Annotated in this window: 17 protein-coding genes and 3 pseudogenes; 11 read left to right on the top strand and 9 right to left on the bottom strand. The window is 63.9% G+C overall.

All coding sequences use genetic code 11. The features are described from left to right. Window positions 1-130 precede the first annotated feature (130 nt). Genes X751_RS141245 through X751_RS141235 form a run of 3 tightly spaced genes read left to right on the top strand, consistent with a single transcriptional unit; the run spans window position 131 to window position 3,295 of the window. Window positions 131-1,174 carry a class II aldolase/adducin family protein gene (locus X751_RS141245; protein ID WP_023745717.1) on the top strand — a complete coding sequence of 348 codons (1,044 nt, stop codon included), beginning with the start codon at window positions 131-133 and terminating at the stop codon, window positions 1,172-1,174. Continuing rightward, window positions 1,158-2,447, top strand: coding sequence for an FGGY-family carbohydrate kinase (locus X751_RS141240; RefSeq protein ID WP_023745718.1), 1,290 nt, complete (start codon window positions 1,158-1,160; stop codon window positions 2,445-2,447). The genes X751_RS141245 and X751_RS141240 overlap by 17 nt, the downstream gene beginning before the upstream one ends. Continuing rightward, window positions 2,444-3,295 (top strand): TIGR01459 family HAD-type hydrolase, encoded by an 852-nt coding sequence (locus X751_RS141235; protein ID WP_023745719.1) that lies wholly within the window; start codon window positions 2,444-2,446, stop codon window positions 3,293-3,295. Before X751_RS141240 ends, X751_RS141235 begins: the two co-directional genes overlap by 4 nt. A gap of 75 nt (window positions 3,296-3,370) precedes the next feature. On the opposite strand, the gene X751_RS141230 is transcribed toward X751_RS141235, so the two are convergent. Genes X751_RS141230 through X751_RS141215 form a run of 4 tightly spaced genes read right to left on the bottom strand, consistent with a single transcriptional unit; the run spans window position 3,371 to window position 7,295 of the window. Then, a complete protein-coding gene (locus X751_RS141230; RefSeq protein ID WP_023745720.1) occupies window positions 3,371-4,552 on the bottom strand; it encodes a hypothetical protein in 1,182 nt (393 codons plus the stop codon). A 21-nt stretch (window positions 4,553-4,573) separates the two neighbouring features. Continuing rightward, the gene (locus X751_RS141225; protein WP_023686805.1) at window positions 4,574-5,584 is read right to left on the bottom strand and encodes a succinylglutamate desuccinylase/aspartoacylase family protein; all 1,011 of its coding nucleotides are present in this window, start codon (window positions 5,582-5,584) and stop codon (window positions 4,574-4,576) included. A 2-nt stretch (window positions 5,585-5,586) separates the two neighbouring features. Further along, window positions 5,587-5,931, bottom strand: coding sequence for a RidA family protein (locus X751_RS141220; RefSeq protein WP_023686804.1), 345 nt, complete (start codon window positions 5,929-5,931; stop codon window positions 5,587-5,589). Window positions 5,932-5,969: 38 nt separating this feature from the next. Further along, window positions 5,970-7,295 (bottom strand): alanine racemase, encoded by a 1,326-nt coding sequence (locus X751_RS141215; protein ID WP_031247212.1) that lies wholly within the window; start codon window positions 7,293-7,295, stop codon window positions 5,970-5,972. Between the two features lie 71 nt (window positions 7,296-7,366). Here X751_RS141215 and X751_RS141210 point away from each other — a divergent pair, with 71 nt between their 5' ends. Continuing rightward, window positions 7,367-8,308 (top strand): amidohydrolase family protein, encoded by a 942-nt coding sequence (locus X751_RS141210; RefSeq protein WP_023692366.1) that lies wholly within the window; start codon window positions 7,367-7,369, stop codon window positions 8,306-8,308. On the opposite strand, the gene X751_RS141205 is transcribed toward X751_RS141210, so the two are convergent. The 4 genes from X751_RS141205 to X751_RS141190 are packed head-to-tail and all read right to left on the bottom strand — an operon-like array spanning window position 8,282 to window position 12,791. Continuing rightward, window positions 8,282-9,253 (bottom strand): ABC transporter permease, encoded by a 972-nt coding sequence (locus tag X751_RS141205; RefSeq protein ID WP_023695084.1) that lies wholly within the window; start codon window positions 9,251-9,253, stop codon window positions 8,282-8,284. The genes X751_RS141210 and X751_RS141205 overlap by 27 nt on opposite strands. Further along, complete coding sequence (locus X751_RS141200) at window positions 9,250-10,215, bottom strand: ABC transporter permease (protein ID WP_023686801.1); 966 nt, start codon at window positions 10,213-10,215, stop codon at window positions 9,250-9,252. Before X751_RS141200 ends, X751_RS141205 begins: the two co-directional genes overlap by 4 nt. Next, entirely contained in the window at window positions 10,212-11,711 is a 1,500-nt protein-coding gene (locus tag X751_RS141195; protein WP_023745722.1) for a sugar ABC transporter ATP-binding protein, read from the bottom strand. The genes X751_RS141200 and X751_RS141195 overlap by 4 nt, the downstream gene beginning before the upstream one ends. Before the next feature lie 27 nt (window positions 11,712-11,738). Beyond that, window positions 11,739-12,791: an ABC transporter substrate-binding protein gene (locus X751_RS141190; RefSeq protein WP_023745723.1), complete on the bottom strand. Its 1,053-nt coding sequence runs from the start codon at window positions 12,789-12,791 to the stop codon at window positions 11,739-11,741. 235 nt (window positions 12,792-13,026) lie between these two features. On the opposite strand from X751_RS141190, the gene X751_RS141185 reads away from it, so the two are divergent. The 4 genes and pseudogenes from X751_RS141185 to X751_RS1000000168065 all read left to right on the top strand — a co-directional run. Beyond that, complete coding sequence (locus X751_RS141185; protein ID WP_023670582.1) at window positions 13,027-13,827, top strand: IclR family transcriptional regulator; 801 nt, start codon at window positions 13,027-13,029, stop codon at window positions 13,825-13,827. A gap of 1,487 nt (window positions 13,828-15,314) precedes the next feature. Then, window positions 15,315-15,632: a hypothetical protein gene (locus X751_RS141175; RefSeq protein WP_031195897.1), complete on the top strand. Its 318-nt coding sequence runs from the start codon at window positions 15,315-15,317 to the stop codon at window positions 15,630-15,632. A gap of 68 nt (window positions 15,633-15,700) precedes the next feature. Then, window positions 15,701-15,814, top strand: a pseudogene (locus X751_RS1000000167100) (oxidoreductase); the annotation flags it as partial. A gap of 166 nt (window positions 15,815-15,980) precedes the next feature. Next, window positions 15,981-16,115 (top strand): annotated as a pseudogene (locus tag X751_RS1000000168065) (glutathione-dependent formaldehyde dehydrogenase); the annotation flags it as partial. A gap of 1,336 nt (window positions 16,116-17,451) precedes the next feature. Here the strand turns inward: X751_RS1000000168065 and X751_RS1000000167105 are convergent. Beyond that, window positions 17,452-17,556, bottom strand: a pseudogene (locus X751_RS1000000167105) (AraC family transcriptional regulator N-terminal domain-containing protein); the annotation flags it as partial. Window positions 17,557-18,162: 606 nt separating this feature from the next. Here X751_RS1000000167105 and X751_RS1000000168070 point away from each other — a divergent pair. The 3 genes from X751_RS1000000168070 (at window position 18,163) to X751_RS141165 (ending at window position 19,330) form a co-directional block, all read left to right on the top strand. Next, complete coding sequence (locus X751_RS1000000168070) at window positions 18,163-18,378, top strand: hypothetical protein (RefSeq protein ID WP_023745729.1); 216 nt, start codon at window positions 18,163-18,165, stop codon at window positions 18,376-18,378. After that, a complete protein-coding gene (locus X751_RS1000000168075) occupies window positions 18,362-18,724 on the top strand; it encodes a sigma factor-like helix-turn-helix DNA-binding protein (RefSeq protein WP_023745730.1) in 363 nt (120 codons plus the stop codon). Before X751_RS1000000168070 ends, X751_RS1000000168075 begins: the two co-directional genes overlap by 17 nt. Window positions 18,725-18,847: 123 nt before the next feature. Next, window positions 18,848-19,330 (top strand): anti-sigma factor, encoded by a 483-nt coding sequence (locus tag X751_RS141165; RefSeq protein WP_245265817.1) that lies wholly within the window; start codon window positions 18,848-18,850, stop codon window positions 19,328-19,330. The last annotated feature ends 145 nt before the right edge of the window (window positions 19,331-19,475 follow it).

A 19,475-nucleotide genomic window follows, 5' to 3' on the forward strand; every position in this document is an offset into this window, starting at 1 on the left:
CGATTGCAAGAACCTTTGATGAAATTAGATCACCATTGACGTAAGTCGCTCGCATCTGCGATACACATCAACATCCCACGACGGGTATCCGAAGCTGCGAGGCTGGCGGAGCTGATAGAGGAAATGCGCCATGGCGACCTATGCGGATGCGCAGGAAATGACTGCCTTGCGGGCGCTTTCGGCCAGCATCGGGCGCAATCCAAACCTGACCCAGGCCGCCGGCGGCAACACCTCGCTGAAAGCCGGCGACACGCTGTGGATCAAGGCTTCCGGCACATGGCTGAAGGATGCGCTCTCCGAAGATATCATGGTGCCGGTGGCCATGGCGCGGCTGCTCAGGGCTGTCGAACAGCGCGACAGCGCCGCCGACCAGCCGCAAATCTTCGCCATCGAGACGCTCAACGCCCGGCGCCTGCGCCCTTCGATTGAAACCACCGTTCACGCGCTGATGCCGCAGCGCGTCGTCCTGCATGTCCATTGCGTCGAAACCATTTCGCTGGCGGTACAGGCCAATTGCGAGGTGAAAGCCGCCAGACGCCTTGATGGTCTCAAATGGGCGTATGTTCCTTATTTCCGGCCAGGCCTGCCGCTTGCCCAGGGTATTGCCGAGCGGCTTCAGGCTGGGGTCGACGTGCTGATCCTTGCCAATCACGGGCTGGTCGTCGCGGCCGATACCGTCGCCGAGGCCGAAGTGCTGCTGCGCCGCGTCACGCTGCTTCTGGCGCGGCCGGCGCGCCAAGTGGCGGAACCGGATGTTGCGGGATTGGCGGCGCTGGCCGGGAAAACCGGTTACAGGCTGCCGGCGGAAATCGAGGCGCACGCGGTCGCCATCGATCCCGAAAGCCGCCGCATGGCGTCCGGGGGCAGCCTCTACCCCGATCACGTCATCTTTCTGGGTCGGGGGTCGGTGGTGGCAAACCCCGGTGAGGATGTGCCGCGCGTCATCGAGCGGTGCGGTGCAAACCCCGTGGCGATCCTGTTTCCCGGGCTGGGCGTGCTGATGCGCGGCGATGCCAGTGCGGGCGCCGACGCCATGCAACGCTGCCTTGCAGACGTGACGGCACGCATCGACATTGCAGCGCGGCTGAACTACCTCACCGCCGCCGAGAACGATGAACTGGTCAACTGGGACGCCGAGAAGTATCGCCAGAAACTCAATGCCGCCAGCCGCTGACACGCCGCTTGCCATAGGCATCGACATCGGCACGTCCGGCGCGCGCGCGGTCGCCATGCGTCCGGATTTTTCCATTGCCGCGCGTTCCGCCGTTTCGCTCGAGTTGTTTGGCTGGAATGCCCGCGACCCTGCAGTGTGGTGGTCAGCGGTCAGCGCAGCGCTGGCGGAACTGCTTTCGGGCATCGACCGAACAGCGGTCCGATCGATCGCTGTTGACGGCACTTCAGGTACGTTGCTGCCGGTCGACGGCGCCGGGCGGCCGCTGGCCGAGCCGTTGATGTACAACGATACGGTCGCCGACAACGCCATTCTGGTCGCGATCGCTCGCGAAGCCCCAGCGACCAGTGCCGCACTTGGGGCAACGTCCGGTCTTGCCAAGGCGCTCTGGTTCCAGCGCACGCCCGGTGTTGCCGCGGTGCTGCATCAGGCGGACTGGATCGCGGGACAATTCTCCGGTCGCTTCGATGTCAGCGACGAGAACAATGCCTTGAAAACCGGTTACGACGCCACGGCCCGCTGCTGGCCGGACTGGATTGCGGCCACCGAAATGCGCATGGAGTTGCTGCCCGGTGTCGCCAGGCCGGGCGATGTCGTCGGCAAGCTCACCGCGGATGCCGCGGATGTGTTCGGCTTACCGCGCGAAATCGCCGTCGTCGCCGGAACGACCGATGGCTGCGCCTCGTTCCTGGCGACAGGTGCCGCGGCAATAGGCGACGGCGTCACCGCGCTGGGGTCGTCGTTGACCGTCAAGATCCTGTCCGACCGGCCTATCTCGGCGCCACGCTTCGGCATCTACAGCCATCGGCTTGGAGATGTCTGGCTGGCGGGCGGCGCATCGAACTCCGGCGGCAAGGTGCTGACACAGCATTTCCCTCTGGCGCGCATCGTCGAGCTGAGCATGGCGATCGACCCGATGACCGAGACCGGCCTCGACTACTATCCTCTTGCCACTGCAGGCGAACGCTTTCCGATCGCCGATCCGGCACTGCCGCCGCGTCTTGTGCCCCGACCGGTGGAGGACGCCGACTATCTGAAAGCCATGTTGGAGGGTATCGCCGCGATCGAGGCGCTCGGTTATGACAAGCTCGCCGAGCTCGGCGCGCCGCGGCTGACGTCGGTCAGAAGCGTCGGCGGCGGTGCGGCGAATGCCGCCTGGACGGCGATCCGGCGGCGCAGACTTGGTGTTGATTTCCTGCCGGCACTTTCGGACGAAGCCGCCGCCGGCACGGCGCGACTGGCGCTGACGGGCGCAAGCGCGGCGGGGCTTCTATGAGCGCGAAAACAGTCGAACACCTCACCGGCGTCAACCAGCTGGCCGAGCGCTATGATGTTTTCCTGCTCGATCAGTTCGGCGTGCTGCATGACGGCGCCAGCCCCTATCCAGGGGCGGTGGAAGCACTGTCGACGCTGAAGCGCGCCGGCAAGACCATTGTGCTGATCTCGAACTCCGGCAAGCGGGCGGGGCCCAACGAGAGCCGGCTGCTAAAGCTCGGCTTCGAACCGGGAAGCTGGGACCATTTTGTTTCTTCCGGCGAGGTCGCGTGGGAGTTCTTCCACGACATGGCGGTATCCGGAAAGCTACTGCCAAACACGAAATGCCTGTTGATAAGCCGCGACGATGACCGCTCGGCGATCGAAGGTCTGCCCTTCGCATTGACCAAGGACGGTGACGATGCCGGGCTGGTGCTGATTTCGGCCAGCGAGGGCGACCGCTACGATCTCGAGCACTATCGCCGGCTTCTTGCGCCGGCTGCGGTGCGGCAGGTGCCATGCTTCTGCACCAACCCTGACAAGATCATGCTGACGGCAGTGGGGCCGCGCTTCGGCGCCGGCCGGCTGGCGGATCTCTACGAGGACCTCGGTGGTAGCGTCACGCGTATCGGCAAGCCTTACCCCGCCATATTCGGCGCCGCGCTAGCGCTGGCAGGCAATCCAGACCGCAGCACTGTGGTCTGCGTCGGCGACAGTGTCGAACACGACATCGCTGGCGGACTTGCTGCCGGCGTGGCCACGGTGCTGGTTCTGTCAGGAATATTGGCGGAGACCCCTGACCTGTTCGATCTGTTCGACACGATGGACGCCTACCCGGATTACACCATGGATCGCTTCAGGTTTCGCTGATTTGATTCACCTGGCAGCGCTCGCGCGCGAATCCGGCCTCAACGCCTCGTGGCCGACGAGCATTGGCCGGCTGGCTCAAGACCGCCGAACAGCGCCGATCCAGTCGAGCCGCGCGGCTGGAATGAGGCCGTAATTGTAGAAATTGATGCTGTCAACACCGGGCGCCAGCGCCGGCTTCATCTTGGCCGCCAGGATGTCGGGGCGGGCCATTTCCGGATAGAACAGCCGGTAGCCGGCGCCGAGGAATTTGTCCGCGCCCAGTGCCGCACGGCCGGCCGCCATCAGGCTGGCGACATCGCCGGCCTGCATGTCGTAGGCGCACAGGATCGCCCCGTCGCAGACCTTGCCCAGCGCTGCCAGATCGCAACCGCCAAGCCAGCCGTCTTTCAGATCGATAATAACGACCCCCGTCGTGGGATCGGCTACCTCGCGCAGTTCGGCGACCAGGCTGGTCACTGGCTCGAATCGCCACAAGAGATAGGCATGGAGTTCCGGCCATGGGGCAAAGGCGTCGAGCCCGCAGGCGGGAAAATTGGGAAAGCGCCGCTCAGGCACCGCACGCTCGCAGGTCTCGACGATCCATTGCCTGGTGAGCTTGCTCGCCGCCTCGGCATCGATGCCGGCTTTTGCCGCACGGGAGACGCAGGACGGACAGAAGCACAGAGACAAAAGAAAATCGTCTTCCGGCGTCAGCCCGACACCGTCCTTCTCGTGATGGTATTCATGGGCAAAGCCCATGAAGGACGGGCTTTCAAGTTCTATCCGGTCCGGCCGGTAGCTGTGCGAGATGTCGGCGATCAGCGCGCGGACATAGGCGCGCGCATCGGGATGGGAGGGGCAGAGATTGTAGTAATTGGCATCGCCGAAGGCGTTGCGGGTGACGGCCTGCGGATGCAGCATGCCCAGGCGGGTGTTGTGCAGGCAGACCGTCCAGCACGAAACTCCTAGTCCGCCCGCGTCGCGACGGCGGATGAGCTGACCGAGCACGTCGCCGCCCTCAGTGATCACGTCAGCCACCTTGGGCTGGATGGCTAGACTTCCCCAGCGCGCAGCGGTCGGCTTGAAATAGATGGTGCCGTCCTCAGGGAAATAGGCCTTGCGGCGCGGGCTGCGCGGCTGCAGGAAGCGCCCGGCATGATAGGATGTCGCCAGGCTGATCATGTTGAGCCCGGCGCGCTCGACAAGATCACGTTCGACCGTCTCCAGGCCGAGATCCTGGATGTCCCAGGGATAGGTCCACATGGACAGTTGCTGCATGGAATATCCTCTGCCTTTGGCTCAGCCGTCGACCGGCTCTGCGACCTGCATTAGGCAGTCGCCCGCCTCACACATCGTGTGCAGCCGGCGCGACAGCACCAAGCCGCTTTCGGCGAAATGCAGGGCCTCCTCGGCAACATCGAGCCGCTCGAGATCGTGGTACCAGCCGGCCAATTGTCCTGAAGTGACACTGTCGCCGAGCCTGGCGGCGGGCTCGAACCAGCCGCGGCGGGTGGCATAGAGGCCCTGGCTGTGCCTGGACAGGGACAGCAGCCTTGTCGGCGCCGAAGGCTTTTCGCCCGCGCCAAGAACCGGCGCGTCGACCACACCCATTGCTATCATCAGACGGTCGAGCGCGCGGGCCGTGATCGCCATCGAATCGACCGTTGCGGTGCCACCGCCGCCGAACTCACCGCTGACGCCGACGGCGCCGGCGCGGCGCGCTGCGCCCATCGAGGTTGGCGAGGCCTGGCCGTTGTCAGCGATAAAGCCGTAGGGCATGCCGAGCGTGCGCATCAGCTCGACGCCACGCCGGTGGCGCTCGGGATCGGCGTTGCGTTCGACCAGCGCGGTCGGCAGATGCTCCATCGACGTGCCGCCCGAATGGATATCGAAGACGACGTCGTGACGAGGAAACAGCTCCGTCTCAAGGAAATTGGCGAGCCGGCTTGTCGGCGTTCCCGAGGGATCGCCGGGAAACGCCCGGTTGAGATTGCCGCCGTCGAGCGGCGAGCAGCGCTTGGCGGCCATCACCGCAGGGGCGTTGGCCATCGGCATGATGGTGATGCGGCCCTTGATCCGCTTCGGATCGAGCCGGCGCGCCAGTTTTGCCAGCGACAGCTCGCCCTCATATTCGTCGCCGTGATTGCCGGCCATCAAAAGCAGTGACGGGCCGTCGCCATTGCGGATGAGGCAGATCGGCACCTTGACCTGAAAGTAGGGCGAGCGATCGATCGAGAACGGAATGCTTAGATGGCTGAGCGTCTTGCCGTCGCGGTCGAAATCGAGCGTGTGGGCGAGGCCGGTGTGCATGGTCAGACCGCCGCGACCGCGGTGATTTCGATGCGGAGATCAGGGTCGGCAAGCCGCGCCTCGACGCAGGCCCGCGCCGGCAGGCGGGCAGGATCGATCCAGGCATCGTAGATGCTGTTCATGGCCTCGAAATCACCGATCTGCGGCAGGAAGATGTTGACCGCCACCAGCTTCGACTTGCTGCTGCCGACCTCGACCAGCAGCGCCTCGACTTTGGCAAGCACGTCGCTGGTCTGGCCTTCGATGCCGGCCTTGCGATCGTTGGCCACTTGGCCGGCTATGTGAACGAGGCCGCCATAGACGACTGCCTGCGACATGCGCGAGCCGGACTGAAAATACTTGATCATATCGGATCCTTTCGAGGTTCTCTTTTTGGGGGATCTGGTCAGCCGAACCAGGTGGGGAAAGCGTGGCGGACGTGGCCGGTCGCGTCGACGCCGAAGATCACGCGATAACGGTCGAGGCAGGTGCAGGGATGCGAGATGCCGAATTCGACGACGTCGCCGACGGCCACGTCGTCGCTCGGTGCAATCGACAGGAAGGAATGCTGGTCGTTGAGCTTGACCACCTCGGCGCGCGCCGCCGGCATCGGCAGCGGCTTGCAGGCACGAAAGACGGTGAGCGGCGTTGGAAAGCCCTGGTCGAACGACACGTCGCGCATGCCCATGCCGCAGATGACAAGGCCCGGCTCCGGACGCGACAGCACTTCGGCCCAAAGGCGTAGCGCAGGGCGAAAGGAATGCCGCGCCGAAGCGCTGATGCCGCCTATGGCAAAACCTTTGCGGGCATCGAGGGCGCCGAGCGAACGGTCATAGGTGCCGTGGTCGTGGAAGAAGATGGCGCCGTTGCGCAGCACCAGCGTTGCGTTGCCGTCGCTGGAAACGAGGGGTGCAAGCGCCGCGACCACCTGGTCGAAGAAGGCGGAGCCGCCGGCTGTGACGATCAGCGGTGCGTCGCCGCCGACGCGGGCACGCAGCCGCAGGAACATGTCGGCGGTCATTGCCAGCAGGCCGGATATCACCTCATCGGTGCGACCGGGCTCGGGTTGCGCCGCCGCCCCTTCATAGGTCGCAACGCCGGCGATCAGCAGCCGCCCGCCGGCAGCCGTGATCGCATCGGCGATGGCCTCGGCTTGCGCGGTGGTGCGGGCGCCCGCCCTGCCCGCACCAAGTTCGACCAGCACGCGCAGCGGCGGCAGCGCCGCATTGGCGCGCCAAGCCTCGGCAAGCGCGTTCACGGCGTCGATCGAGTCGGCAAAGACATAGAGCTCGGCATCCGGCCAGGCACCAGCAAGCACGGCCAGCCGGTTGGCGCCGCCGGCTCCTCCAACCTCATTGGCGATGATCAGCCGTGTCAAGCCGGCCTTCAGCATCACTGTCGCTTGCCTGATGTCGGCGACCGTCGTGCCCCATGCGCCGGCCTCGACCAGCGACCGGGTAAGATCGGGCGCCATCGGCGTCTTGGCATGCGGAGCGATCGCAACATTGTGTTCGCGCGCATAGCGCAGGAACAGGTCGCGATTGGCGGAGAAGGCCGCCTCGTCGAGGGTCAGCACCGGAAGCGCCATGCGTCCATCGGCCGGATGCCAGTGCTCGGCCGCGACAAGGCTGCTGTCCAGCCCGGTTGTGCCGGGAGGCACGCCGCGGATGCGGTCGTCGAGCCGAAAATTTTCGCGCACCGAAAGGGCTGGAACCGGTGAGTTTTCAGTCATGCGATGCTAACCCTTTTACCGTCGCAGAACGAAGCCAGGATCGATCGCCGGTCACAGCCTGAGAGAGATACGTGCCAGAACCTTACGCCGGACCGATCATCGACGCCCATCATCATCTTTGGGATCTCAGACTGGGACGGCATCCCTGGCTCGCCGCCACGGCCAGCGAGCGCGGCGGCCTCGGCGAGCTTGGCCCCTTGCGGCGGAACTATCTGCCCGGGGATTATGCGCGCGATGCCATAGGGCATAATGTCGTCGCCACCGTCCATGTCGAAGCCGGCTGGGCGAGTGGCGACTGCATCGGAGAAACGCGCTGGCTTGAAACACTCGACAAATCGCGCGGCGTCGCCGCCCGCTATGTCGTTCACGTGCCGCTCGCCGATCGCCAGGCGCCGGCGCTGATCGAAGCGCAAGCCGCGTTCGAGCGTGTCGCCGGCGTGCGCGACATATTGAGCTGGGATCCCGACCCTGCCCGCCGTTTTGCGGCCCGTGACGGCATCATGGACGATCCGGCCTGGCGCGCCGGGCTTGCCTTGCTTGGCCAGCATCGGCTGGCCTTCGACATGATGGTGTTTCCGCGCCAGCTCGCCGACGCGGGGCTGCTTGCCAGGGCCTTCCCCGATCAGCAATTCGTGCTCAACCATTGCGGTAGCCCGATCGACCGCGACGCCGATGGCATGCAGGTGTGGCGCGACGGGCTGCGGCTTCTGTCGCAATGCGACAACGTCGCCATCAAAATATCGGATCTGGTCGCCTACGATCATGACTGGACGCTCGACAGCCTGAAGCCCGTCGTCCTGCATTGCATCGATTGTTTCGGCACCGGTCGCGCCATGTTCGGCAGCGACTTTCCGGTCGCCGGCCTGCATGCCTCGTTCGATGACATATATGACGGCTTCAAAACCATCACAGCGGACTTTTCCGCCGACGAGCAGACGGCGCTGTTCTTCGGCAACGCAAGGCGCATCTATCGGCTCGACGATGTGTCATCGGCGCGCCTGCTCCCGGCCTGAGAGCAGCAGCAGGCCGAGGATCAGCGAGCCGAACAGGATGCTGCGCCAGCCGGGCGATGCGTTGACGACGGTGATCAGCGCGGTGATGGTGACCAGCAGGATGGCGCCGGGGATGGTGCCGGCATAGGTGCCAAGCCCGCCGAGGATCGAGGTGCCACCGAGGACCACGGCGGCAATCGAGGCGAGCAGATAGGGATCGCCGATGCCGACATAGCCCTGTCCGTTCATGCCCAACACGAGCACGCCGGCAAGTCCCGAGCAGAAGCCGCTGATGCCGTAGACCGCAAGCGTCGTGGACGTGACCGGAACACCGGACAGCGCCGCGGCAAGCGGGTTGGCGCCCATGGCAAAAATCCGGGCGCCGAGCGATGTCGCATGCATCGTGGTCAGCACGATCGCCGAGACGACCACCCACAACAATACGCCAGCGGGAATGCCGGCCGGCCGGCCATTGCCGAGCCAGTGGACCAGCGGGTTCTCGGCGGTCACGGCGCTGCCGCCGGCGATGATGATCAACAGACCCTGCAAGAATGTCGCCATGGCCAATGTCATGATCATCGGGTGGACGCGCAGCAAAGCGACGCCGAGCCCGTTGACCAGGCCGATTGCCGTGGTCAGCACCAGAACGGCAAGAATGGCGGTGATGCCGGTCGGATCCACCTGCCACGACAGCAGCGGCAGGCTGACGGCGCTGACCGTGACGATGGCCGCGACGGAAAGGTCGATGCCGCCGGCGATCACCACAAAAGTCTGGCCCGCGGCAACCAGGCCGATGACGGCGCCGAGCTCCACCAGATAGCGCAGATGGCCATAAGCGCCGAAGCCGCGCGAAACGAAGCTCGCCACGATCCAGACCGCGGCAACGATGGCAACGGTGAGAAACGGCCGGCTGCGCAGGACCGTCAGGGCGCGTTTGCCGCCCGCGCTGTCATTCCATGCTGTCATTGCTGTGCCTTGCGGAATTGCGGGATGGCGACCGCGCCGATGATGATCAGGCCCTGGGCCACATATTGTGCGACCGGCGTGAAGCCGAGGAAGAACATGACGCTGATCATCAGGCTGAGCAGCAGGCTGCCGGCAAGCGCGCCGCGCATCGTGCCCTGGCCGCCGAGGAAGCCGATGCCGCCGAGCACCGCAGCGGCAATCGAGTTCAGGGTAAAGGCGGCGCCGATGACCGGGTCGCCCGAACCGGTCTGTGCGGCGACGAACAAGCCGGCGCCGGTGGAGAGCAGACCGCTGATCGCATAGGCCGCAATGCGCGCGCCGTCGACCGGCACGCCGGAGCGATAGGCGCCGACCGGATTCTCGCCGGCGGCATAGAGGCTCAAGCCAAGCGGCGTGGCGAGATAGAGCTTCCACAGGAGAACGATGAGCACCAGCAGCACGAATGCCGCCGGTGTGTTGCCGGCAAGCAGGTCGGACAGCCACGCCGGGATTGCGCCGCCGGGCCGCGGCAGGATCAGCAGTGCGGCGCCGCCGATGATGAACGACCCGGCAAGCGTCACCACGATGGCCGGCAGCCGAAGCCGTACCACGATGAAGCCGGTCGCCGCCCCGATGCCGAGGCCCGTCAGCGCCACCGCGGCAGTGCCCCCGGCGACGCCCAGCGGCCCGGCCATCGTCGTCGCGGCGATGACCGCGCCCAAGCTGACCGTCGCGCCGATGGCCAGGCTGATGCCGCCGGTGAGCATCAGGATCGCCTGCGCCATCGCGACCAGAGCCAATGGAAACCAGCTCTGCGTGAATTTGGCGAAGCCGGACGCCGTGAACAGACCCGGAAAGAGGACGCCATAGGCGATGAGAAACACCAGGACGACGGCAAACAGGCTGCGCACGCCGACATTGCGACGCAGTTGCACCGGCCAGTAGAGCGCGCCGGTCTGCCGGGCGGAGGAAGATGTGTTCATGCCGCAACCTTCCGCTGTTCGGCGCCCATCGCCGCGGAGACGATGGCTTCCTCGCTCAGCGCTCCACGCGCCAGCATGGCGACGATGCGGCCTTCGCGGACGATGGCTACACGGTCGCAAAGGTGCACGAGTTCGGGCGTGTCGGAACTGAGCAGCACGACCGCCTTGCCGGCGGCGGCGAAATTGCGAAGCATCATGTAGATCTCACGCTTGGTTTCGACGTCGACGCCGCGCGTCGGATCGTTGAGCAGAAGCACCAACGGGTCGTGCGGCATCCATTTCGCCAGCGCCACCTTCTGCTGGTTGCCGCCCGATAGAGCCTGCGCCGCCCGGCCGAGGTGACCCTTGATGCCGAGTTGGGCGGCAAGGCTTTTGGCCGTCTCGCGCTCTGCGCGGCGGCTGCGCAGCTTCAGCGCCGGCAGCCTGGCAAAGGCGGGCAGCATCATGTTGGTGATGATGGGATGGATCAGGTGCAGGCCCTCGCGCTTGCGATCCGCGGGCACATAGGCCAGCCCCAGCGCGTTGGCTTTCGGCACGCCGCCGGGCAGGCCGGAGGCGCCGTTGACGGTCGCCGACGCCGTCCGTGCCGGAATGGCGCCGTAGAGACCGAGCAGCAGATCTTCCTGCCCTTGCCCGACCAGGCCGCCAATGCCAAGCACTTCGCCCGTTTTGATATCCAGATCGACGTCGCGCATCAGGCCGGCCGAAAGATTTCGGACAGAGATAGCGTTGGCAGGCAAACTGGAAGGCTGCCATTGCGGAAAAAGATCACCGGGATCGCGGCCGACCATCAGCCGAACCAACCCGGCGGCGTCGGTGCCTTCCAGGGTGCGGTCGGCCGTGCAGGTGCCGTCCTTCAGAACGGTGACGTGCTGGCACAGCGCCATGACTTCGTTCAGTCGGTGCGAGATGTAGAGAATGGCGATGCCTTCGCCGCGCAACCGCTGCAGCAGATCGGTGAGGATTTTGGTTTCGGTTGCCGATAGCGACGATGTCGGTTCGTCGAGAATGAGCACGCGCGGCCGGCGGTAGAGCGCCTTGGCGATCTCCACCATTTGGCGGCGGCCGAGCGACAGATGCCCGACCGGCGTCGACAGCGGCTCGTGCAGCCCGACAAGTTCGCATGCGGCCCTCGCCCGCGCAGCGAGTTCGCGGTAGTCGATCAGGCCGAACCGTTTGGGATAGGCGCCGAGACCAACATTTTCGGCGATGGAAAGACTGGCCGTCAGGCTGAGTTCCTGCTGGACGACGGCGATGCCGGCCTGCCGCGCAACAGCTGGCGTCATGCGTGAGACCGCGCTTCCATCGACCTCGATGGTCCCGCCATCCGGTCTCAAGGCGCCGGACAAAAGGTTGATCAAGGTCGACTTTCCGGCGCCGTTCTCGCCGAGCAGCGCATGCACGCGGCCCGGCTGGAGAGCGATTGAAACGTCGCGCAGGACGGGGTTGCCGAAGAAAGACTTCGACACCCCGCGCGCCGCGAGCAGCGGAGCCATGGTTGTCAACGCTACAACCCTTCAGGCTTATTTCTGAGCCAGCAGCTTCTTGAACAGCTCCTCATCGTAAGGAGAAAAGATGTAGCCGTCAGCCGGGAAGTCCTTGGCCCGGGCGAGGTATTCGTCGATGTTGGAATTGTCGATCACCGGCAGCGGAATCTTGACGAAAGCCGGCACATCCTTGCCTTCCAGCGCCTGAACGGCGGTGTAGGTGGCGAAGGCGCCGAGCCAGTTCGGCTGCATCGTCGCCCAGCTCTTCAAGCCCTTTTCTTTCCAGAGTTCCAAAAACTGCCGGGCGTTCTCACCGGTGATCGGCACCTGTTCACGGCCCTGCTTGTCGAGGGCCAGCACGGCGCCTGCCGACAGAGCGCCGCCGAGCGACAGGATGCCGTCGATCTCGGGGTTGGCGAAGAGCAGGCTGGTGACGGCTTCCTGTGCCGGCGCGACGTTGTAGGGCGTGTTGGTCTCGGCAAGCACCGTCACGTCGGGATGGGCCTTGAGCTCAGCGTCGGCGCCTTTGCGCCTGTCATCGCTGACCGAAACCCCGGCGGGGCCATTGAGGATCAGGATCTTGCCCTTGCCGCCGATGGCGTCGATCAGGAACTTGGCGGCCTGGCCGCCCCATTGCGAAGAATCGGTGTTGACCTTGGCGGTGACCTTGTCGGTGTCGACGAGGCTGTCGAAGTTGATGATGGCGATGCCCTTGGCGCAGGCATCGGCCAGAACGCGTGCAGGTGCGGTCGACGAACCGGCGATCAGGATGATGGCGTCGACATCGGAATCGATCATCGACTGGATCTGCTGGATCTGGACGTTGGCATCGCCCTGAGCGTCGGTGACGACGAGCTTGTCGACCAGTCCCTGCTTCTTCAGGGTCTCGACTTCGGCTTCGATCGTGCCTTGGGTCTGCTTCATCCAGGTCGGCACGGAATAGATGTTGGCCCAGCCGATCGTGTACGGCGCCTTGCGGTCGCCCTTGATGCAGTTGGCGGCGGCATTGGCTGCCGAGCCGGCGCCAAAGCTCAGCACGAGACCGAGGCAAAGCGCGCTGGCGGATGCGAAAAACGGTGATTTCATCATGACTGTTCCCTTCAGAGGTTGTGGCCTCGACGTGCAGAACAAGGGCGAGGAAACCCGTCGGTCGCCGGATCTTGGAAACCGTGTGTCCTCTCGGGATTTGTCTGCGTCAGGCTCGTTAGTTTGTCTGGTATTTCAGACAATGTGTCTGTATATCGGACAAATTGGATGCTAGACCGAGCCTTGACATCTTTCAAGCGCCTTGAGACGAGAACCGAAATGATTTTGGCGGATGGTCATGAGCGACGGCACTAACGATGCGATCGGGAAGGAAGCCGGCGCGGAGCCGCGCAATGGCGAACGACGACGCGGCATTGACCGCGTCATCATGCTGCTCGAGGCTTTGCTGCGGCACCGCGCGCCAATGCGCGTCGGCGACATCGCCAAGATGATCGGCGCGCCGCGTTCGACCACCTACGAGATCGTCAACAGCCTGCTCGACGCCGAAATGCTCGAAAACGTCGGCGGTGAAGGTTACGTCTATTTCGGACGCGCCATGCATCTGTTCGGCTGGGCCTACTCACATCACAACGCCCATTACCGTCGCATCATCGAGACCTTGGATAAGTTGGCCGCCGAGACAGGCGAGACGGTCCAGCTATGCGGCCTGCGTGGCAACAAATACGTCGTTCTTGACTGCCGAGATTCGCCGGGCCCGTTCCGGATTTCAAGCGATGTCGGGGTTGAGGTGCCGATCCCATGGACGGCATCCGGACGGCTGCTCCTCGGCCATATGAACGAGCAAGAGTTGAGGGATTTCATCCCATCTGGCGACTACAAGCTTCCCGACGGCCGCATCATTGCACCAGCCGAATTCTTTGCCGATGTTGCCTTGGCCCACCGGCAGGGTTTCAGCGAGACCACAGCCCTGGCCGACCGTTTCACCTGGTGCATGGCGGCCCCGATCCGTGACGGCCACGGCGTCATCAAAAGGACCTTGTGTTTGGTGTTACCCGTCGACACGCCGGAGCCACGGCGCGACGAACTGCTTGCGTTGCTGCGCGAGCGCGCCCGTGGACTGTCTCTGGCGGGAGGCTGACGATCAGCCGTCGTGCCCTCAGGTTGAAGCCTCTTAAAGGCACATGGATTCCGCTCTTCCCCATTGGTTCGATTTAGGTTCCGGACCTTAGTCCCATAGTCGGTGGATAAGGTCCGAACCAGGGAACACGCAACCGGAAGCCACATTAGGAGAAGACCGTCGATCAAAGTCCCTTCATCGCCGGTTGAGGATCCCGCCGCTCTTACTGTCGAGAGCGCGGCGGGATCCTTACGCGCGGAGCGAGCACATGAGATTTGTCGAGATTTTCACAGATTTGCTTACGGCCCTGCTTCTCGCTTTATTCGTGTGCGGGATATTCGCTGTTTTCGGAGGCCATCTGGTTCCTCCACGCTACGCAAAGATGGTGTTGCTGCCGGACCTCGATAAGATGACGACTGCATCATCTACACCCAGCTTGCCCGATTCCATCGACTTGCAAGTTCAAAAGCGCCCAGAGGTGCAAAGGTCTGCCGGCGTGACACAGCGCGCAGTCGGTCTGGAGCCGCCAGTGCCATCCAGCAAGCGGTAAGAATCAGCGGAGGTTTTGTGGCTCCCCAGCTATCAGAGAGCGCCGGCGATTATTGACAGACCCGGCTCTTGAAATTGGCTGAAATCGCCGCTCCACATTTCCGCATCTGTTTGAATTGTGTTTATCAACTAGTGCGAACGCTATGGCGAAGCAGGTTGAGCTGGCGGCGTTCCTGGCTGATCCCCGCCAGTGCTTGATCGCGGCGTGGGATCCTTGTCGAGCTTGGGATTTCGGTCCACCGGTTCGCCATTCACATCATCGGCCTTGGAGTTTGCAGGGTCCGTTCGGCCAGGATTTGGGCTGTAAGTATCTGGCGATGGAACCCGGCTGTTTTGCTGTGTCGCCGGTGTCTTAGCCTGCTCGCCATAGATTTCAGCGATCCCCCAGGCAACGAGCGCCAAGACAAGGCCTGCCAAGAGCACGCCAAGGACCGGTCGCCCCAAGCCACCCTGCCTGGCCCGCTTTTCCGGAATGTTTCTGCTCATGATCGCAACCCTGGGCTAAGAGGAGTGGCCCGCGCTCCAGGAGCGAAGACGCGGGCAGTCAAGAGCTCCGGATGTTGGCCATGCGGCGAACAGGGAACTCGCTGCACATACCGAACTCGCTGGCGCTGTTGATGTTCCCACGGAATCCAAACAGCGCGCCGCCGGGAGCCGGACTGGCAATTTGGGTTGGAGTGGCTGGAACGAGCCAGCTCAAGGTCAACGAGCGGCGGTGTGCGTAAGCGGGCATTGCGAGCCAGACTGGAACTTTGCCGAATCTGCCGCGTTGCCGACCATGGCCGACTACAACGAGACCACCAATCCGGTGCTGACCGGTTGCAAGGCCCGCGTTGCCACCAGGGACATCTGTTTGAAGGCTATCTGAATTTGCTCCTCGTTGTTGGCGATTCCGCCCGATGGAACATCCTGATCCGCTCGCGGTTGGGGAAGCCCGGGCCAGCGGCAGGAGCATCATCATGAACGTCGAACGTAACCCGGCCGAAGACAGAGGCGATATTCAGTCTGGGGTGACAGAGGACAAGACGCCGGGATTCGACCCGGCGGCGGCGCCTATGGAAACCGATGCCGAAGCAGCAGACACCTGCGCCGTGCCGGTTCCCGCAGCGACGGGCACGCCGGCTTTCGCTAATCAAGCAAGCTTCGCCAATGCGATGCGGCGGCCGGACGACGAGCGCGCCCCGGCCCCGAGTAAAAACGGCCCGGTGCTGGCCATTGTCGCGCTTGTCGTCGTTGCCGCCGTCGTTTTCGTTGTCGCCGCGATTCTGGCGCGATAGCAGATCCTGCGCTTGCGCCAAACCTCTGCCCTGCGAAGCGATCAGGGATGCGGTCGTGGCAGCAGGCGATCAGCGGCTGGAAAAACAAGCTGCAGGTTGCAGCGGCGCATGGCACGCCGGCCGGCACCCTGGCCGAGCAGCATTGCGGCATGGCCGAACCCGGCTCGGCCGCCAAGGGTTGAGGCCGGATGCTCGTTCGAAGCGGGAACATTTCACATCAAGCCAAGTTCGGGCTCGCAGAGCTTGTCGTCAAGGAACAGCACATGAAGGCCCTCACATGGCACGGCAAAGGCGACATACGTTGCGAACAGGTGGCCGATCCGACGATCCAGGATGAACGCGACATCGCTGCAGAAAGTTCGGAACGGCGATATCGACCCGTCATTCGTGATCACCCATCAGGCTGGCCTCAAGGCCGGGCCCGCACTTTACAAAACCTTCCGCGACAAGGAGGACGGCTGCATCAAAGTCGTGATGCGCCCGCACGGCAGACCGTTCTGTCCAATGGCCCGACTTTGTTGTCCGGCCGTCTGCATGCTGAAAAGGCGAGAGTTGAAAATGGCCAAGGACAAACCCGCATCGACAAACCCGGCCGCCACACCTTCGGTCGGATCGCCTGACGCCGCCGGCCTGCCACATCCCCGTCGCGACGCTGAAGACAGCGATTCCGGCGCCAGGCCGACTGTGCCCAAGGCCGCTGGCGCCCAGGAAGCGTCCAGATCGCCACTCGACAGCCGCGTTGCAAATCGCAATGCCGGCCGTCCTCGTCAGGCAGGCACGACGCCTCGGCCGACCGACGAACCGCTGGAGTAAAATGAAACCTTAGATGCGGCGCGGGTATCTGCACCGCGGTGTGTGTGCAGTCAGGGTCTTCCTGCCTGCCGACAGCGCCATACAGGTCTTGATCTCCCGTGGATCGCCGGGATCGGCAATCAAGACTTTAGCGGGAAATTCGATGGTACCGTTGGCTGGATCGGCTTCGGCTCTACACGATTGTATTTACGATGTTTTTCCTAGCGTCGACAGCCGATTTGTATCACAATAGGTATCACAACGCGTAACACATTTTTTGCTGCTTTCATGGTACATAACCAGCTGGCGCTACGATGCCGCTTCTCGGCCGCTTTCATCAATTGATCTGCCAAGTCGCTGGCGGCGATCGGATCGTCTCGCGCCGCAATGGGGAGTTGCTCGGCAACCCACCCTGTCCAAAAACTTCAGTCCGGGAACACTCAACCCGTCAATCCCGCGTAGTGATGGCATCGAGTATCTTACTACCCACGCAGCTTGGCGTGTCCACGAACCTCCTGGCCACCGGCGCGACGCAATGGCTCCTCGTGTATGAAGGCCTAGTAGGTCGAAACGTTAACTGCCGCCGCAGCCTTAGCACCGTCGTGACGAGGGCAAGGGTGCGAGCGAGCAGTCCCATTCCCAAACCAAGGAATCCATCCCATGGCCCGAATTCCGGATCGTACAGTTGGCCGTCGCCGCAACCTGTGTACTCAAGCCCCTGCCCCTTTTGCCCGGTGCAGATCGCTTGCCCAGTACCAGGGGCGAGCGGCTCGCGTACGAGCAGTTACCAAATTCGACACGTTGTTGCTACAATCCCGCGCAAAAACGTTTCGGCCGTTCCATGCCGCTCTCAATCACGGAGTCGGCACCACCCCAGCAAGGTTGGAGGCAGTCTAAGCTCGTGACCTAGGCCGCGATCTGGTTCTTGCCAAAGCTGTTTCGAACATCCCTCGCGGGTGATAAGCGCGACGGCCGGCGCGATGGGCTTGCATGGCTGTCGGTGATTCCCGAGCGCGTGGATGCCTGCACCGTGGCGACCTGTCAGCAGCCAGTAGTGCATCTCACGAATAAGCTGGTTCTGCAGGATTGGGATTGACGCCGGACGATCGAGTAGTTTCATCAAACGCAATGCCAAAACCAGGGCGCCCGGACCAATCACATCGCCGAGAAAGAATCACGCTGTCCGGGAATAAAAAGCCGCTTGCCCTGGTCCTCCATGCATGAGCTGCTGATTGACCTTGAAGGGACGCCGCACTGCAAACCCACACATTGCCGAGCACGACGGTATCGGTCGACGAGTTCCAGGACCTCTGGAAGGCGATAGGTCGGCCGCCTGCGGCCGGCTGGCTCACCTGTCTGCCGAAGGTGCTGCCGCGGTCGGGATCGGGAAAGCTCAGGTGCCGCGCATGCGAAATGGGTCGTGAATTCGGCAATGCTTGTGCTCGAGAAGCATCCATCTGGATGCATGTTTGCGGTCCAGTGCGTGATTGACACCGATGCGACGTTTGCCCTCACATTCAACGCAGTTGGCGACCCGGGATGTTTCCTCTGGGTTCGATCGCAACGCAGAACCATTCTCGCCCCATGAGCACTCAAGGCGAGGCGCATGTGACGGTGTACCGATGCTGAGCAGCAATGCGCGAGCCGACCGCTTCGGCGAAGTGGTAATGCCCCATCTCGCCGACGCGCTTTCGCTGGCCCGCTGGCTGACCGGCAATNTGTCGTGCAGGACGCCTGCATGAAGGCACACGCCAACATCGCAAGCTATGCCGGCGGCAATGCACGTGCCTGGCTGCTCACCATCGTTCGCAACTCGTGTTACACATGGCTGGCGCGCAATCGCCCGCGCAGCATCGTCTCGGTGGGCGACCTCGGTGATCTCGACGAGGTGAGCNTACACATGGCTGGCGCGCAATCGCCCGCGCAGCATCGTCTCGGTGGGCGACCTCGGTGATCTCGACGAGGTGAGCGCCGCTCACGCAGTCGATCTGAGTGAGAGCGAAAGCCCGGAGGCGAGCCTGATTGCCAGGGCAGACGTGGCGGCCCTGGAAGCGGCGATCGCCGCTCTGCCGCAACCATTTCGAGAAACGCTCGTGCTGCGCGACGTCAATGGCCTCGCCTACCGCGATATCGCAGCCATGCTGGGCGTGCCGATGGGCACGGTGATGTCGCGGCTGGCGCGGGCGCGTGGCCTGCTGATCTCTGACCTTGGGAGNCTGGGCGTGCCGATGGGCACGGTGATGTCGCGGCTGGCGCGGGCGCGTGGCCTGCTGATCTCTGACCTTGGGAGGGCGCAATGAGTGCGCACAACGATGGATTGCCCGAGGACGCCGCCGGCATGAACCTGATGCTGCACGCGCTGATAGATGGCGAGCTTGACGCCGCCGCGGCCATGGCTGTCGAGCGGCGNGGCGGCCTCGATCATGATCAGCGCTGTTCTGGCCAGCGGCGCGACGCAATGGGCGATGCAGCCTAGCGTAGCCGATAGCTTTGCCGCAGGCGTGGCCAGCGGCCACCAACGCAGCCTGCTGGCGACCAGCCCCGTCGATGTAGTCTCGTCGGACCGGCACACCGTAAAGCCATGGCTCGATGCAAGGCTCGGCCTTTCGCCGCCGGCTCCTAATATGGTGAAAGACGGATTTGCGCTCATCGGTGGCAGGGTCGAGGTCATCGGCGGCCGGGCAATGCCGGCGCTGGTTTATCGCCACCGCGAGCATTTGATCACCCTTGTCGCCGAGCCGCAAAATGCCGGGGCGGTGACCGACCCCGTCGATCTCTCGGAGGGCGGCTTCTCGCTGGTGCAATGGAGCGACGGCGCCTTCTCCTACTGGGCGATTTCCGACATGGAGCGGCCGGAGCTCGACGACTTCGTGGCGCGCTTCCGCGCCGCGGTCGTCCCCGGCTGATAACCGACCGTCGGCACTCCAACCGATATCGAGTGCCGACCTGCGCTAGCCTTGACGTTCCTGCCCGGGTGACAGACCACGGCAGCAGCATGGCGCCGACGTCGAACGCGTCCTCGTGCAGCGTCGGCTCCAGTTCGGGGCGGAC

The organism is Mesorhizobium sp. LNJC394B00, assembly GCF_000502555.1.
Taxonomy (GTDB): domain Bacteria; phylum Pseudomonadota; class Alphaproteobacteria; order Rhizobiales; family Rhizobiaceae; genus Mesorhizobium.

Coding starts and splice junctions, on each gene's coding strand:
- X751_RS141190 (WP_023745723.1), bottom strand. CDS start 12,791: ATGATGAAATCACCGTTTTTCGCATCCGCCAGCGCGCTTTGCCTCGGT.
- X751_RS141225 (WP_023686805.1), bottom strand. CDS start 5,584: ATGCACACCGGCCTCGCCCACACGCTCGATTTCGACCGCGACGGCAAG.
- X751_RS141195 (WP_023745722.1), bottom strand. CDS start 11,711: ATGGCTCCGCTGCTCGCGGCGCGCGGGGTGTCGAAGTCTTTCTTCGGC.
- X751_RS141220 (WP_023686804.1), bottom strand. CDS start 5,931: ATGATCAAGTATTTTCAGTCCGGCTCGCGCATGTCGCAGGCAGTCGTC.
- X751_RS141165 (WP_245265817.1), top strand. CDS start 18,848: ATGATCAGCGCTGTTCTGGCCAGCGGCGCGACGCAATGGGCGATGCAG.
- X751_RS141245 (WP_023745717.1), top strand. CDS start 131: ATGGCGACCTATGCGGATGCGCAGGAAATGACTGCCTTGCGGGCGCTT.
- X751_RS141235 (WP_023745719.1), top strand. CDS start 2,444: ATGAGCGCGAAAACAGTCGAACACCTCACCGGCGTCAACCAGCTGGCC.
- X751_RS141175 (WP_031195897.1), top strand. CDS start 15,315: ATGAACGTCGAACGTAACCCGGCCGAAGACAGAGGCGATATTCAGTCT.
- X751_RS141215 (WP_031247212.1), bottom strand. CDS start 7,295: ATGACTGAAAACTCACCGGTTCCAGCCCTTTCGGTGCGCGAAAATTTT.
- X751_RS141230 (WP_023745720.1), bottom strand. CDS start 4,552: ATGCAGCAACTGTCCATGTGGACCTATCCCTGGGACATCCAGGATCTC.
- X751_RS141240 (WP_023745718.1), top strand. CDS start 1,158: ATGCCGCCAGCCGCTGACACGCCGCTTGCCATAGGCATCGACATCGGC.
- X751_RS141200 (WP_023686801.1), bottom strand. CDS start 10,215: ATGAACACATCTTCCTCCGCCCGGCAGACCGGCGCGCTCTACTGGCCG.
- X751_RS141205 (WP_023695084.1), bottom strand. CDS start 9,253: ATGACAGCATGGAATGACAGCGCGGGCGGCAAACGCGCCCTGACGGTC.
- X751_RS141185 (WP_023670582.1), top strand. CDS start 13,027: ATGAGCGACGGCACTAACGATGCGATCGGGAAGGAAGCCGGCGCGGAG.